Genomic DNA, 14,587 nt, shown 5'->3' with positions numbered 1-14,587 from the left:
TGAGATGCCGCCTTCGCGTTCGCAAGCAGCCGCGTCTAGGGCATCGAGCACCTCTTCACCCCGTGATCGGGTCTCTTCATCTTCTTCGCAGCCCAAGGCTCCCGCTTCTCGTCGTGAGGCACCCCCTTCGCGTCGAGAGTTCGCATCCTCGCGCCGTGAAGCAGCTTCCTCCCGTTCTCAGGCCGCGCCTTCACGTAGCACAGCAACCCCCCGGCCCAGCGAATCGACGTCCGCTCGAGCGAAGAAGACCTCTTCTCTTCCCGCTGAAACCACGGGAATGCGTTCGCGCCGCTTCGAATATGAACGGCGCCGAGCTCGCAAACGGCGCCGCAATCGGCGCATCCGCTCCTTTTTCATCATCCTCCTCGTCCTCGTCCTTCTCGGCGGGGCCGGATGGTTCGCCCTCAAACAACTCGACCTCACAGGCCAACAAAGTTCCGCCTACACCGACGACTACCCCGGGCCCGGTACCGGACAAGTGGAAGTCACGATCGATATCGGTGCAACTGGAACTTCCATCGGCGAAACACTCGTCGAAGCCGGTGTCGTGAAATCCACTGAGGCTTTCAACCGGGCTTTCGCAGCGAATAAGGCTGCGCCCTCGATCCGGCCCGGCACCTACCGTCTGAAGAAAGAGATGAGCGCATCAGACGCGATCGCTGCACTCCTTGATGAGAAGAACCGTTCGGAGAACACGGTCACGGTCACGCCGGGGCAAACGACCTGGCAGATCGTCGAGCGCATCACCTCAGTCACATCCTTCACAGCCGACGAGGTCAACGCCGCTTTGAAGGACACCACGGCAATCGGTCTGCCCGAGGAAGCCGGAGGCAATGTTGAAGGCTGGTTGGCTCCGGGCTCCTACGAGGTGTCCTCATCAGACACTCCCACGACCCTCCTGTCTCAAATGATCAAACAGACAATCGGAGAGCTTGACGCTTTGGGAGTTCCGAAAGACCAACGAGAGCTCATCCTCAACAAAGCGTCAATCCTGGAGCGCGAGGTCAACATCGACGAGTATCTGCCCAAGGTTGCCCGAGTGATCGAGAACCGTCTGAACAATCCAGACGCGGAGACCATGGGATATCTGCAAATGGATTCCTCAGTCCTGTACGGAGTGGGCAAGACCGGTGGAGTTCCCTCAGCTGATGACATGGCCGACGACAACCCGTACAACACCTACCTTCACAAGGGACTGCCGCCGACTCCGATCGCTCAACCCTCTGAAGCGGCTATCAAAGCGGTCCTCAAACCGGCTGACGGTCCGTGGCTCTACTACGTGACAGTCAACCTGGAAACGGGAGAAACCCTCTTCGCGCAAACCCTTGCCGAACAAGAGGCCAACACTGCGCGTTTCAGGGAATACTGCACCGCAAACCCCGGGAAGTGCTGAGCTGTGCCCTGGGCTGCGGTCATCGGATCGCCGATCAAGCATTCCTTGTCACCCCAGTTGCACCGCGCAGCATGGCGATCACTGGGCCTGGGGGAGGGCTGGCGCTACGAACGTTATGAGACGAGCGTCGAAGCCCTACCCCAGCTTGTGAACTCGATTGACACCGATTGCCTCGGCCTCTCGGTCACGATGCCCTGCAAACAGGCGATCATCCCGCTCTTGGACATTGTCGACCCCATGGCAGCGGCAGTCGGCTCGATCAACACTCTCATCCCCTCCCAGGGGCTCCTCACGGGCTTCAACACCGATGTGCATGGGATCGTCAGTGCGATCCGTGAGGCCCACTCACGCCGAGGGCTTTACGAAGCGCGCAGGGCGACGATTCTTGGAGGGGGAGCGACCGCAGCTTCAGCGCTCGCCGCTCTCGGAGAATTGGGGATCACGAGTTCAACCGTCGCGGCGAGGCGCTTCGCAGGCCCCGGCTCGATCCTCGCCACAGCTTCGCGCCTGGGCGTTGAGATCCACCAGGTCATGTGGGCCGATGAGGATGCAGTCGCAGAAAGTATTGAAGCTTCAGACATTGTCATTTCGACCCTGCCCGTTGGTGTCGCAGACGAGCTTGCCAAGCATGTGAAGATCCGAGAGAGCCAAACTCTCCTTGACGTCGTCTACATGCCACGAGAAACGGGCCTCGTGAGAGCGTGGAACCGTGGCGGGGGAGTGATCGCCTGGGGCCTGGACATGCTCGTCCATCAAGCCCACCAGCAGGTGCGCCTCATGACCGGAAGAGACCCGGATCTTGCTTCAATGAAAGCCGCGGTTCGGCAATGCTCCTAGAACCCGTCCAAGACTCGATCCTCAAACCCGTTCTTGACGATCTTTCCCTCGCCTCGGCTTTCCTGGTCTGGTGCATTGTCGTCGCCTGGCTGTGGCGTTCCGGTTGGCGAGTCCAACGCCGCTACCTCATTGAAGCGACGCTCACCCCTTATCGTCGCAACGGCATCGTATGGACGTCCGCGATCATCGGGGTCATCGCGATCATCGCCTCCCACCTTCGCCCCTCAGCACCAGCGATCGTCGCAGTTTCAATGATCGGGGTGCTCTCAGCGATAACGGACTACCGAACGCATCGATTACCGAACGCCTACACGGCGGCAATGGCCCTTGGAGTTCTCTTCGGAGTCGGATGCACGATCGCCCTCTCCGCCACTCCACTTAGAGTCCTTTTCGAGGTCTTCGCCGGACTCTTCGCCTGGCTCATTCCCCTATGGCTGCTGTCACGACTCCCAGGGGGAGTCGGTTTCGGGGATGTGAAGCTCGCCCCCGTCCTGGGTGCAATGCTCGGAGCAGTAAGCGTCGAAGCAGCTGTCGGCGGTCTCATTTTTTCCTTCCTCGCCGCGGGATTTGCCGCGACCTGGCGCATCATCGTTGGTTCTGCGGGAACTCATGCCCGCATGCCCCTGGGGCCCTGGCTGATTTTCGGCGCAGCGGTCTCGCACGTGATCTGGGTGTTCATCCCCGATTGGTCGAAGTTCCTGTCATAAGAATCCGTCGAGCGTTAAGGAGGAGCACGTGGCTCTTGATCCGCAGATCGCCCAGCGTTTGAAAAGAGACCCGAACGGGCTTGTCGCTGCAGTGATCCAGCAGTACGACACTCGTGAGGTGCTCATGCTCGGCTGGATGGACGAAGAAGCACTCGACCGGACCCTCAACTCCGGCAGGGTCACATTTTGGTCGCGCTCGCGCAGGGAGTATTGGCGCAAGGGCGACACCTCCGGACACGTCCAGTACGTGAAGTCCGTGTCTTTGGACTGCGATGGGGACGCTCTGCTCATCGAAGTCGACCAGGTCGGTGCCGCATGTCATACGGGTAAACGCACGTGCTTCCTCGAAGGAGGGGATTTGGGAGCCGTTGTCGGAAGTGCAAAGAATGGCTAAAAATCGCCGTTTTTCGTGAACGATGCTCGAAGCATCCACGAACTGTTCCGCCTCGGTGATTCCGCTTCGTATCCTGAACAGATTTCAGCGTCTCGCACTTACCGGGATACTATCGCCTCACCTGTCGTCAAGGAGGAGGAGCGATCCATGAGCTTCTTGAACGAGGTCATCAAGGACGTCCTCGCGGATCTGCATCGGCGTGAGGCACTCGTGCCGATGGATGAGATCAAAGAGCGGGCACTTCGCGCCCCTGACGCACTCGATGCACTCGCCAAGCTCAAAGGACGCGTTGGCGCGGTCTCCATCATCGCTGAGATCAAACGAAACATGCCCCCCAAGGATCGTCTCTCGCCGATTCCCGACGCGGGAGCACTCGCCTCCCTTTACGAGGTCGGGGGCGCCTCAGCGGTCTCCGTCTTCACTGAATCCCATCATTTCGGAGGCTGCCTCGAAGACCTCGACGCGGTGAGGAAAGCCGTTGACTTGCCGATCATGCGCAAGGACATCATCATGACACCCTATCAGATCCACGAATCCAGGGCGCACGGAGCCGACCTTGTCCTCCTCCTCGCAAGTGTCTTAGAAGACCCTGCGCTCGTGTGCTTCCTCGACCGGGTTCACTCCCTCGGAATGCACGCCCTCGTTGAGGTCCACTCCCGTCTGGAGGCTCTGCGCGCCCTGGAAGCAGGAGCGAAGATCATTGGTGTGAACGCAAGAGATTTGCATACTTTCGAGGTTGACCGCGACAAAGTTGAGCAGGTCCTCGACGTTATTCCCCCTGAGGTCGTAGCGGTCGCTGAATCAGGGGTGCGTGGCCCCAGAGATGTCTTCCAATACGCGAAGTGGGGTGCCGACGCCGTCCTCGTCGGAGAGGCCCTCGTCACCTCAGCCGACCCTTTGGCGGATGTGAAGGATATGGTAAGTGCCGGATCGCATCCGGCTTTGTTGAAAGACCGGAAGGCCAGGGTCCGCCGCGCCCTCGAAGACCACTAGGGGTGCGGCCGAAGAACACTTTGACGCGGCCAAAAAGCTGAGGAGTACCGTGCGCAATGCCCGGGACTTTGGGGCGACCGCTGTCTCGTGCTGGAAGGAACTGCATGTTCGTCGCATCACTGCCCTCACCGCCTCAGGGGGTCTGGTATCTCGGGCCGATCCCTCTTCGCGCCTATGGGATCATCATCGTCACCGGAATGATTCTGGCGTTGTGGTGGACTGGGAAGCGCTATGCCAGACGCGGGGGAGACCCTGAACTCATGTACGACATCGCCCTGTGGGCGATACCCCTGGGCATCATTGGTGCACGCCTCTACCACGTGGTGACAACCCCTCACGGCTATTTCTCCCCTGGAAGCGATCCTTGGGCGATCCTGAGGATCTGGGAGGGAGGTCTCGCGATATGGGGTGGCGTCACTTTCGGGGCGCTGGGCGTCTTCATTGCGGTTAAACGCAAGGGACAGCGCTTAGGGCCAATCGCGGACTCTGTTGCGCCTGCTCTCATCATGGCTCAAGGCATTGGACGCTGGGGCAACTACTTCAACCAGGAGCTTTTCGGCTCGGCGACGACGCTCCCCTGGGGGCTTGAGATTGATGATCGGCACTTGCCAGCCGGGTACGCCTCTGGGACCTTGTTCCATCCGACTTTCTTGTACGAGTCGATGTGGAACCTCACGATGGCGGCGCTCATCGCTTGGGCGGATCGTCGTTTCCGCTTCAAATCCGGGCAGGTGTTCAGCCTGTATCTCATCGCCTATCCGATCGGGAGAATCTGGATGGAGACGATGCGCCTGGACGAGGCCCGCTCTTTCCTCGGGATCCGCTTGAACGCGTGGACATCCATTGCGATGCTCGTCCTCGCGCTCGTCATCTTCGTTGTTGCAGCGCGCCTTAACCGTTCGACCTGCCTTGTGGGCGATGAACGCTATGTGGCGGACGAACCCGTGAAGGCCCCTGATGGGGACGCGGGCGCCGACCCGGAAGCAGATGAGGACGCTGTCTCAGGGGCGGGCGTCGAGGCGGCAGGGGGCAGTGTTTTGGAATCGGATACGAGCGTCGACTTGGAATCGGATACGAGCAGCGATTCGCAAGCAGATGCGGAGACCAGGCGATAAGAGAAGGAAGAAGTGACAGCCCTCTCGTCCCTGGGGGATTCTCATGGGTGCGATCACTGTGAAGCGGGCGAGTCAGGGCTCCTCAAGAATGCTGGCAACGGCTAGGATGGGTTCCATGCGCCGAGCTAAAATTGTCTGCACCATCGGGCCCGTCACAGATTCTTCAGAACAGGTTCAAGCGCTCGTCGACGCCGGCATGGACGTCGCCCGCATTAACCGTTCTCACGGCAAGCCTGAAGAGCATGAAGCAGTCATCCAGAAAGTCCGTAAAGCTGCTGCCACCTCCGGTCGGGCGGTAGCCGTCCTCGTCGACCTTCAAGGACCGAAGATCCGCCTCGAAACTTTCGAGGAGGGGCCGCAGGCTCTTGAGGTGGGGGACACCTTCACCATCACGACTCGCACGGTTCCCGGAACGAAGGAACTCGTCGGCACGACCTTCAAGGGCCTGCCGGGCGACTGCGCTCCAGGTGATCGCCTCCTCATTGATGATGGCAATGTCGCGGTCCGTGTCGTCGAGGTCACCGAAACCGATGTCGTGACCCGAGTCGAGGTCCCCGGTGTCGTGTCCGACCATAAGGGCCTCAACCTTCCCGGTGTCGCGGTCTCCGTGCCCGCCCTTTCGGAGAAGGACAAGGAGGATCTGCGCTGGGGTCTGAAGCAGGACGCGGACTTCATCGCGCTCTCCTTCGTCCGTTCCGCGAAAGACATCAATGATGTTCACGCCATCATGGACGAGGTCGGTCGCCGCATCCCGGTCATTGCGAAGATCGAGAAGCCGCAGGCCGTGGAAGCCCTTCCTGAAATCGTGGATGCTTTTGACGGCATCATGGTTGCCCGCGGCGACCTCGGCGTGGAAATGCCCCTCGAATCGGTCCCCCTGGTTCAAAAGCGCGCGATTGAACTTGCCCGTCGAGCAGCGAAGCCGGTCATTGTCGCGACCCAGGTGATGGATTCAATGATTAAGAATCCGCGTCCGACGCGCGCTGAAGCCTCTGACTGTGCGAACGCCATTCTCGATGGTGCCGACGCTGTCATGCTTTCCGGTGAGACTTCTGTCGGTGCGTTCCCGATCGAGGCGGTGCGCACGATGGCGCGCATCATTGAGTCGACCGAGGAGAACGGCGGCGAAATGATTGCTGGTCTTTCGGGCTACTACGACAATGACCGTGCGGCCGTCATTTGTGAAGCTGCTGCGTCGATCGCCGAACATCTTGATTCGCGCTACCTCGTGACCTTCACCCAGTCGGGTACCTCGGCTCGCAAGATGTCGCGTCTGCGTCGTCCGATCCCGATGCTCGCCTTCACTCCCCTTGAATCGACGAGGCGCCGCCTCGCCCTGACCTGGGGTATCCAGACTTATCGAGTTCCTGAGGTTCGTCACACCGATGACATGGTGTGGCAGGTCGACCAGGTCGTCCAGTCCTCGAATCTGGCTGAGATCGGCGATGAACTGGTGATCATCGCTGGTATGCCGCCGGGGACTGAAGGCTCCTCGAACCTCCTGCGGGTTCACGAGGTGGGCGATGAGGTCGACTACACCATCGGTGGAGCTGTGAACAGCTGATCCTCCTCAACCCTTTGGGATGCGCCGGGACCTTATTGGAGGTTCCGGCGCATTTTTTTCACTGGCTCCTTTACCCGTTGGCTCCTCTTGCCGCGGGTGGTTCGCTTCTTCGGCCTGGAGTCTTTGCTTGTTTCGTCCTGGGGTTGTGGCTCTCTCATTTTCGGGTTGCGGCTCTCTCGCCCTAAGGGCTTCGCTTCTCACGCTCTGAGGGGTTGGGTTTTCACCCTGAGGAGATGGATCTCACTAACGCTGTACCGCTCCTGCTAGCTTCCCTTGCCTCACTTGGTAGTTGTGCCTTGCTCAGCAGTCTCTTGTCCACAGTGCTTTCCGAACGCCATACTTCTTCTCACCCCGATGGGGAGGATTCATTCGTATTGCCAGCTTTTCCCCGCTGCGGCACACCTTGTTTCTGTGACTTCTTCCCCATATGATTCACTTTCGCTAGCGGATTCTTCAAATCTTGCTAGACTCTTTCAAATCCCAAGGCGAATGCCAATGGCGGCATTCCCGTCTGGAGGTACAAGAGAAGCTCTGGCTCTCGTGGTTGCCTGCGCAACACCTGCGCATACCCGAGGGTGAGCTGATGAATGATGGAGAAGAGAAATGAATACGAACACTCGGACCGTGTCGGTCCATTCGACGGTCTTCGACCGCCAGGCCCTGAACCTGGATGTTGAAAGCCTCGCGTCGGCAGTCAAGCCGTGGTTCGACGATCTTGTCGATGCCGAGATCGCTCAGGCGATCACGGAGCTTGAAATGCCCGAGACTCGTCTCGAGGCGGCCAAGTTCCTCGGACTGGAGCTCATTCCGGTCGCATGAGGCGCACGATAAAGCGCCGGGGAGTCGTCCCCGGCGCTTCGTCGTATCTGAAAGAAAGCGCTTTCAGTGCCGCGCGACAGGTGTAAGTGCCGTGCGACAGGTTTCACTGCCGTGCGACAGCTTTCAGTGCCTGACGGCAGGGGATACAGGTGCTTTCGCCGCAGAATGGCGGCCAAAATGTGTCGCGCCGTTTGAGTGCGGCGGGATGCCTGTCCACAAGTCGAACCTTGTGCCTTGGATCCTTGAAGAAAACCCAGGTCGAAGTTTGGGCGGTGTAACTTGTGGACGCCTAGTGTCCGACTTGTGCCCAAACCCGGTGAACCTAGTGTCCGACTTGTCGCCTCAGGGATGGCTTCAAGGCACGCTCTGCACTTGAGAACCCGGTGCTGGCCCAGTTTGCGCTTCAGAACACGGTGTTGGCTCAGTCTGCGCTCGAGAATCCGATCCCTTCGGCTCGCGCTCAAGACCTGGATGGGCATTAAGCTCTCAAGCCGCAGCTTCGCCTCAGTCTTGGACCTGATCGATGACGGCGTCAGCGACCTCGCGCATGGAAAGACGACGATCCATCGAGGTCTTTTGAATCCAACGGAAGGCTTCGGGCTCGCTCATCCCCATGTTCTTCATGAGAAGGCCTTTGGCGCGGTCCACGCGCTTACGGGTCTCGAAACGATCGGAAAGGTCGGCGATCTCCTCTTCGAGGGATTCGATTTCCTGGTGGCGCGATAGCGCAATCTCGATTGCGGGAATGAGGTCGGCAGGGGAGAAGGGCTTGACCACATACGCCATTGCACCGGCGTCGCGAGCCCGTTCGACCAGCTCCGTCTGAGAGAAAGCAGTGAGCATGACGATCGCGCAGGACAGCTCCTGGAGGATCTTCTCAGCTGCAGTGATCCCGTCCATGCGAGGCATCTTCACGTCCATGACGCACAGATCCGGTTCGAGTTCGAGAGCAAGCTGAACGGCCTCTTCGCCGTCCGCAGCTTCTCCGACGACGGTGAAACCCGCGCTGGTCAGCGTTTCTACGATGTCGAGTCGGATGAGGCCCTCGTCTTCAGCGACGAGCACACGGCGCGGTGCGTTCTGGTTCTCAGCGGTCATGGCACATCCTCGTTTTGTGGCTTGAGCATGGCTATCATATGCTTCTTACACGCCTAATGCGCGTAGCCCCGATAGCCCAACTGGCAGAGGCGGTCGGCTCAAACCCGGCTTGTTGTGGGTTCGAATCCCACTCGGGGTACTTTAGCAAGCGCTCGAGTACCGATACTGGTGTTTCACACTCGATCAGAAACCCGGCGTGAACCGGGCGGATCAGCATGAATCGGCCCGATCGGCATTCAGCATGAACCGCTCTGATCGGCGCTACGTTGGCGCGAGTCACTCCTCCTTAGCTCGACTCCAGTCCTTAGGCTCGACTTCCCTTGAGTCATCACCCTCCGGCGTTGTGCCGGACTCCCGTCGAGTCAACACGTCCCGGCGTTGTGTCGAACTCCCCTCGACTCATCACATTCCGGCGAATAGATTCTCGGCGCCGCATCGAATCCATCCCGCGGCTCATCTATTCCTTTCGTTCCTCGGCCCCCTCGGTTACTCTCCGTTTGAGGATGCGGTTCGTCACTCGCGCAGTCGAAATGAGCCGCCCGTCCTCGGCGCGAAGCTCAACGAGATGCACAGTGGACGACCCACCCAAATGAGCCGCGCGCGCTTCAGCGGTGACCGTCCCAGTGCGCGCTGAAGAAATATGCGAAATCGACAACTCCGTGCCCACAGCGAATCCGAGTTCTCCGTGGACCGCTCGAGCGTGGATCTGCGATGCGAAACTCGCTGCCGTTTCCGCGAGCGCAGCGGAAGCTCCGCCGTGGAGGATTCCCGCGGACTGGGTATTGCCCTTAACCGGCATTGAGACGAGCGTGCGAGTGGGGGAGTGAACGAGCACCTCCATGCCCATCGCCTCCATGAGGGACCCGGGCCAGGTGGCGCCAACGAATCCCCCTTCGACGGAAGGATCTGGGGCTACGGAAGGATCAGGTCCCCCTTCGACAGAAAGATCAGGGTGTGCGGGCGTGGGAGTGTTTCGGCTCGTCATTGGGACTGAATCGTTCATGGCCTCTAGGGTGGCACGTATGAGTGACACCTTGCTGATCATCGACGGTCATTCGATGGCGTTTCGAGCCTTTTACGCGCTTCCGGCGGACAAGTTCGTCACGAAGTCGGGCCAGTGCACGAACGCGGTCTACGGTTTCGTCTCGATGCTCGTCAAACTCCTCGAAACCGAGTCACCCTCGCATATTGCCGTCGCTTTCGACGTGTCACGCGAGTCCTTCCGCACGAAGGAGTATCCGGACTACAAAGGGACTCGTGACGCGACCCCCGAGGAGTTCAAAGGCCAGGTCGAACTCATTTCCCAGGTGCTCGACACGATGGGGATCGTTTCGTTGCGCAAAGACGGCTACGAGGCCGACGATATTCTCGCAACCCTCGCCAAGCAGGGGTCTGAGAAGGGGATGCGTGTCCTCGTCGTGTCCGGGGATCGGGATTCCTTCCAGACAGTGACCGATTCGGTGACGGTCCTCTACCCGGGTATGTCCCCCGGTGATCTTCGGCGTATGACCCCCGAAGCGGTTGAAGCGAAGTACGGTGTGCCACCTGAGCGTTACCCGGAGATCGCAGCCCTCGTCGGCGAAACCAGCGACAACCTGCCGGGAGTTCCCGGGGTCGGCCCGAAGACTGCGGCTCAGTGGATCAATTCCTTCGACGGCCTCGACAATCTCCTGATTCGCGCCACCGAGGTCAAAGGCAAACGCGGTGAAGCGCTGCGCGAACACATGGAGGACGTGAAGAGGAACCGTCGCCTCAACCACCTGCTCACCGACCTCGAACTCGATGTACAGGTGGGGGATCTGAACCGGGGGGCGACGCGCAAGGCGGAGCTTTTCTCCCTTTTCGATTCCCTCGAGTTCGGGAACCTGCGGTCCCGGGTGATGGCCGTGTCGGGGATTGGCGCGGAGCCGGGTGAGGAGAACGAGGACGCGGGGCCGGGCGGATTCTCGTGGGATGCGGACATGGATGTGACCCTCGCAGGCGCGTCAAGCGACCTTGCTCGGTGGTTTCGCAGTGCGGGGCCCTTGCAGGCGGTTTTCATCCTCGGCTCGGGCGTTCCTGCCAGGGGACACATCGAGCGCTTCGCGATATGGGCCGAAGACAAGGCCCTCATCCTCGATCCTGCGATTCTCGATCCGAAGCAGGAGGCGGAACTTCTTAAACGCCTGGCAGGCGCGCAGCTGATCGTCCATGATGCGAAAGCCCTGAGTCACGCGCTTCGCGCGCAAGGATGGGACATGCCCTGGCCGAGTAAAGACGTGCAGCTCGCCGCCTACCTCGTCCGACCGGACTCGCGTTCGGTCTCAATTGACGATCTGCTCAACCGCTACCTCGACGTTCCCAAAGAGGAAGAAACCGCCTCGGATGCCCTCTTCGAAATGGGAGCAAGCGCGGAAGAGCTTTTGAGCCCCTCGGAGTTGCGGGCAGCCAGAACAGTGCGCGCTCTGCCGGTCTTGTGGGAGATCTTGGCGAAGAGCCTGGAAGAGTCGAAAGAGCTGTCACTTCTGGAGGATGTGGAGCTTCCTGTTTCCAAGGTCCTTGCGGACATGGAGGACACGGGCATCCGCGTGGACCTTGGGGTTCTCGAAGCCCAGTCGCGCGACTTCGGTGTCGAAGTTGAGGCGGCGCGCGCTGAAGCGATCGAGGTGATCGGCGAGGACGTGAACCTGTCGAGCCCGAAGCAGCTTCAACGCATCCTTTTCGAGGTCCTTGATCTGCCGAAGACGAAGAAGACGAAAACCGGATATACGACGAACGCTGAGGCTCTTCTTGACTTGCGGGAGCGGGCGCGTTTCCAAGGGGGCCCGGGTTTTGTGTTCCTCGACCGGCTCCTTGTGCATCGCGACCGGATCAAACTCAAACAGATGGTCGATACTCTCATTTCGACGGTCCTGCCTGATGGGCGTATTCACTCATCCTTCTCCCAGGTTGTCGCCGCGACTGGGCGTCTTGCCTCGGCGGATCCGAATTTGCAGAACATTCCTGCGCGCACTCCTGATGGGGTGAGGATCCGTTCTGCGTTTATCGCGGGTCAAGGCTACGAGTCTTTGATGAGCGCCGACTATTCGCAGATCGAAATGCGGATCATGGCGCACCTGTCGAAGGATGCGGGGTTGATTGAGGCTTTCGCCTCCGGGGAGGACTTGCATAAGACCATGGCCTCGATGGTGTTTGGAACCCCGGTGGAGCAGGTTACTCCTGAGCAGCGTTCACGCATTAAGGCGACTTCCTACGGCCTCGCTTATGGCCTGTCTTCTTATGGGCTTGCCCGTCAGCTCAAGATTCCCGTGCCCGAGGCCGCAGCGCTTCGCGACCGCTATTTCGAGCGTTTCGCGGGAGTGCGCGACTATCTTGAATCCCTTGTGGAACAGGCGAGGATCGACGGGTACACGGCAACGATGTTCGGGCGGCGACGGTATTTGCCGGACTTGGCGAGTTCGAACCGTCAGCGCCGTGAAATGGCGGAGCGTGCCGCTTTGAACGCGCCGATTCAGGGCAGTGCCGCGGACATTATCAAGATCGCGATGGTGAATGTGGCTGAGGCTTTGACGAAAGCGGAATTGAAGTCCAGGCTCCTGGTTCAGATCCACGATGAGCTTCTTGTGGAGATCGCTGAGGGTGAAGCGCAGCGGGTTGAGGAGATTGTGCGTCGGGAGATGGCAAGTCCGGTGGAGATGTCGGTTGCCTTGGATGTTGCGGTCGGGATCGGCCCGAATTGGATGGCGGCCGCGCACTAGGAGAGGTCCTCGGGCGGTGCGCGGGGCCTTGGGGTTCAAGGTTCTGCTTCGGTCCTGCGAAACTCCCGGATGCACTTGAGGCATGCGAGGTGCGACCCGGGGAGAAGACCTCCGCAGCGGAGACAAGCGGCTTGGAAGCGGGGAGAGTGCCCCGGATTTGAGGCGCGAGCCACGTTTTCGTGCCCGAAGCGGAGGTCACAGCAGCGGATCGTCCTGCTAGACTGACTCGCGGTGATCCGCGGGATCAGCGCGTCCGCACTCGAACCCGGAGGGGAAACCGCTTCTGTCCATCTACTATTCAGTCCGTTTCGGAGACACAACTACATGACCACCAACACGCCGCAGGTCGCGGTCAACGACATCGGCTCCACCGAGGACCTGCTCGCCGCCATCGACGAGACCATCAAATACTTCAACGATGGCGACATCGTCGAGGGCACTGTCGTCAAGGTCGACCACGATGAGGTCCTCCTCGACATCGGCTACAAGACTGAGGGCGTGATCCTCTCTCGCGAGCTCTCCATCAAGCACGACGTCAACCCCGACGATGTTGTCGCCGTGGGTGACAAGATCGAGGCCCTCGTCCTCCAGAAGGAAGACAAGGAAGGCCGCCTCCTCCTCTCCAAGAAGCGTGCGCAGTACGAGCGGGCTTGGGGCCAGATCGAGAAGGTCAAGGAAGAGGACGGCGTCGTCAACGGCACCGTCATCGAGGTCGTCAAGGGTGGTCTCATCCTCGACATCGGTCTGCGCGGCTTCCTGCCCGCCTCTCTCGTCGAAATGCGTCGCGTCCGCGACCTCGCCCCCTACATCGGCCGCGAGATCGAGGCGAAGATCATCGAGCTCGACAAGAACCGCAACAACGTGGTCCTTTCTCGCCGCGCCTGGCTCGAGCAGACCCAGTCCGAGGTCCGTTCGAACTTCCTCCACACCCTCGGTAAGGGCCAGGTCCGCACCGGTAACGTCTCCTCCATCGTCAACTTCGGCGCCTTCGTCGATCTTGGTGGCGTTGACGGCCTCGTGCACGTCTCCGAACTGTCCTGGAAGCACATCGATCACCCCTCCGAGGTCGTCGAGGTCGGTCAGGAAGTCACCGTCGAGGTTCTCGACGTCGACATGGATCGCGAGCGCGTCTCCCTGTCCCTCAAGGCCACCCAGGAAGATCCGTGGCAGGCCTTCGCCCGCACCCACGCCATCGGCCAGGTCGTGCCCGGCAAGGTCACGAAGCTCGTTCCCTTCGGCGCGTTCGTTCGCGTCGAGGATGGCATCGAGGGCCTTGTTCACATTTCCGAGCTTGCTCAGCGTCACGTCGAGCTGCCGGACCAGGTCGTCAAGGTTGGCGACGATTGCTTCGTGAAGGTCATCGACATTGATCTTGAGCGTCGCCGCATCTCCCTGTCGCTCAAGCAGGCGAACGAGGGCGTGGACCCGAGCTCTGAAGAGTTCGATCCTTCGCTCTACGGCATGGCCGCCGAGTACGACGAGAACGGCAACTACAAGTACCCCGAGGGCTTCGATCCTGAGACCCAGGAGTGGATGGAAGGCTTCGAGGCTCAGCGTGAGGCTTGGGAGGCTCAGTACGCTGAGGCCCAGGCTCGTTGGGAGGCCCACAAGGCTCAGGTCCTCAAGGCTCAGGAAGAGGACGCCGAGGCCACCCCGTCGGTCGAGGAGCAGGCTTCCTACTCCACCCCCGTGGACAACGCCGGCACCCTTGCTTCGGATGAGGCCCTTGCGGCCCTGCGTGAGAAGCTGACGAACAACAACTGATTCAGCCCGGCGATAGCCGGAGGATTCAGCTTTGGGCGTGCGCCCCGCGATTCGGGGGGGCGCACGCTTTCGTTATGAGTTGATGGAGCGGGGAGGAGCGCACCTGGCGTGGAAAGCAGGGGATTTGGCGCCCTTGCCTTGGAACCTGGATTTACTGCGAGTTAGT

12 protein-coding genes and 1 tRNA gene are annotated in these 14,587 nt (G+C 60.3%); 11 read left to right on the top strand and 2 right to left on the bottom strand.

What is annotated here, in order from left to right:
- Positions 1 to 4: 4 nt before the first annotated feature.
- The 8 genes from mltG to JFX23_RS00225 all read left to right on the top strand — a co-directional run bounded on the left by mltG (position 5) and on the right by JFX23_RS00225 (position 7,822).
- Complete coding sequence (mltG, locus tag JFX23_RS00260; protein ID WP_233050411.1) at positions 5 to 1,393, top strand: endolytic transglycosylase MltG; 1,389 nt, start codon at positions 5 to 7, stop codon at positions 1,391 to 1,393.
- A 3-nt stretch (positions 1,394 to 1,396) separates the two neighbouring features.
- Positions 1,397 to 2,230 carry a shikimate dehydrogenase gene (locus JFX23_RS00255; RefSeq protein WP_198774902.1) on the top strand — a complete coding sequence of 278 codons (834 nt, stop codon included), beginning with the start codon at positions 1,397 to 1,399 and terminating at the stop codon, positions 2,228 to 2,230.
- Complete coding sequence (locus JFX23_RS00250) at positions 2,221 to 2,937, top strand: prepilin peptidase (protein ID WP_198774901.1); 717 nt, start codon at positions 2,221 to 2,223, stop codon at positions 2,935 to 2,937. The genes JFX23_RS00255 and JFX23_RS00250 overlap by 10 nt, the downstream gene beginning before the upstream one ends.
- Before the next feature lie 28 nt (positions 2,938 to 2,965).
- Entirely contained in the window at positions 2,966 to 3,331 is a 366-nt protein-coding gene (gene hisI / locus JFX23_RS00245; protein ID WP_198774900.1) for a phosphoribosyl-AMP cyclohydrolase, read from the top strand.
- Between the two features lie 147 nt (positions 3,332 to 3,478).
- Positions 3,479 to 4,324: an indole-3-glycerol phosphate synthase TrpC gene (trpC, locus tag JFX23_RS00240; protein ID WP_198774899.1), complete on the top strand. Its 846-nt coding sequence runs from the start codon at positions 3,479 to 3,481 to the stop codon at positions 4,322 to 4,324.
- A 104-nt stretch (positions 4,325 to 4,428) separates the two neighbouring features.
- The gene (lgt, locus tag JFX23_RS00235) at positions 4,429 to 5,439 is read left to right on the top strand and encodes a prolipoprotein diacylglyceryl transferase (RefSeq protein WP_198774898.1); all 1,011 of its coding nucleotides are present in this window, start codon (positions 4,429 to 4,431) and stop codon (positions 5,437 to 5,439) included.
- A 115-nt stretch (positions 5,440 to 5,554) separates the two neighbouring features.
- Positions 5,555 to 7,003, top strand: a complete 1,449-nt coding sequence (gene pyk, locus JFX23_RS00230) for a pyruvate kinase (protein ID WP_040314277.1) — start codon at positions 5,555 to 5,557, stop codon at positions 7,001 to 7,003.
- A gap of 603 nt (positions 7,004 to 7,606) precedes the next feature.
- Positions 7,607 to 7,822, top strand: coding sequence for a hypothetical protein (locus JFX23_RS00225; RefSeq protein WP_005963835.1), 216 nt, complete (start codon positions 7,607 to 7,609; stop codon positions 7,820 to 7,822).
- A gap of 504 nt (positions 7,823 to 8,326) precedes the next feature.
- On the opposite strand, the gene JFX23_RS00220 is transcribed toward JFX23_RS00225, so the two are convergent.
- Positions 8,327 to 8,920 carry an ANTAR domain-containing response regulator gene (locus tag JFX23_RS00220; RefSeq protein ID WP_005963833.1) on the bottom strand — a complete coding sequence of 198 codons (594 nt, stop codon included), beginning with the start codon at positions 8,918 to 8,920 and terminating at the stop codon, positions 8,327 to 8,329.
- A gap of 65 nt (positions 8,921 to 8,985) precedes the next feature.
- Between JFX23_RS00220 and JFX23_RS00215 the strand changes: the two genes are divergently transcribed.
- A tRNA-Leu gene (locus JFX23_RS00215) sits at positions 8,986 to 9,059 on the top strand.
- A gap of 318 nt (positions 9,060 to 9,377) precedes the next feature.
- On the opposite strand, the gene JFX23_RS00210 is transcribed toward JFX23_RS00215, so the two are convergent.
- Positions 9,378 to 9,923, bottom strand: a complete 546-nt coding sequence (locus tag JFX23_RS00210; protein WP_233050409.1) for a PaaI family thioesterase — start codon at positions 9,921 to 9,923, stop codon at positions 9,378 to 9,380.
- Between the two features lie 19 nt (positions 9,924 to 9,942).
- Between JFX23_RS00210 and polA the strand changes: the two genes are divergently transcribed.
- Positions 9,943 to 12,657: a DNA polymerase I gene (polA, locus tag JFX23_RS00205; RefSeq protein WP_198774897.1), complete on the top strand. Its 2,715-nt coding sequence runs from the start codon at positions 9,943 to 9,945 to the stop codon at positions 12,655 to 12,657.
- Between the two features lie 324 nt (positions 12,658 to 12,981).
- Positions 12,982 to 14,421 (top strand): 30S ribosomal protein S1, encoded by a 1,440-nt coding sequence (gene rpsA / locus JFX23_RS00200; protein ID WP_198774896.1) that lies wholly within the window; start codon positions 12,982 to 12,984, stop codon positions 14,419 to 14,421.
- The last annotated feature ends 166 nt before the right edge of the window (positions 14,422 to 14,587 follow it).

The sequence above is a fragment of the Schaalia cardiffensis genome, assembly GCF_016405145.1.
GTDB lineage: Bacteria > Actinomycetota > Actinomycetes > Actinomycetales > Actinomycetaceae > Pauljensenia > Pauljensenia cardiffensis.
Note: the sequence above shows the minus strand (reverse complement) of the source record. Positions and strands in the feature narration are given on the sequence as shown.

Excerpts from the sequence above, each read along its gene's own strand:
- mltG (WP_233050411.1), top strand. The coding sequence starts at position 5 with ATGCCGCCTTCGCGTTCGCAAGCAGCCGCGTCTAGGGCATCGAGCACC.
- JFX23_RS00250 (WP_198774901.1), top strand. The coding sequence starts at position 2,221 with ATGCTCCTAGAACCCGTCCAAGACTCGATCCTCAAACCCGTTCTTGAC.
- trpC (WP_198774899.1), top strand. The coding sequence starts at position 3,479 with ATGAGCTTCTTGAACGAGGTCATCAAGGACGTCCTCGCGGATCTGCAT.
- lgt (WP_198774898.1), top strand. The coding sequence starts at position 4,429 with ATGTTCGTCGCATCACTGCCCTCACCGCCTCAGGGGGTCTGGTATCTC.
- pyk (WP_040314277.1), top strand. The coding sequence starts at position 5,555 with ATGCGCCGAGCTAAAATTGTCTGCACCATCGGGCCCGTCACAGATTCT.
- JFX23_RS00225 (WP_005963835.1), top strand. The coding sequence starts at position 7,607 with ATGAATACGAACACTCGGACCGTGTCGGTCCATTCGACGGTCTTCGAC.
- JFX23_RS00220 (WP_005963833.1), bottom strand. The coding sequence starts at position 8,920 with ATGACCGCTGAGAACCAGAACGCACCGCGCCGTGTGCTCGTCGCTGAA.
- JFX23_RS00210 (WP_233050409.1), bottom strand. The coding sequence starts at position 9,923 with ATGAACGATTCAGTCCCAATGACGAGCCGAAACACTCCCACGCCCGCA.
- polA (WP_198774897.1), top strand. The coding sequence starts at position 9,943 with ATGAGTGACACCTTGCTGATCATCGACGGTCATTCGATGGCGTTTCGA.
- rpsA (WP_198774896.1), top strand. The coding sequence starts at position 12,982 with ATGACCACCAACACGCCGCAGGTCGCGGTCAACGACATCGGCTCCACC.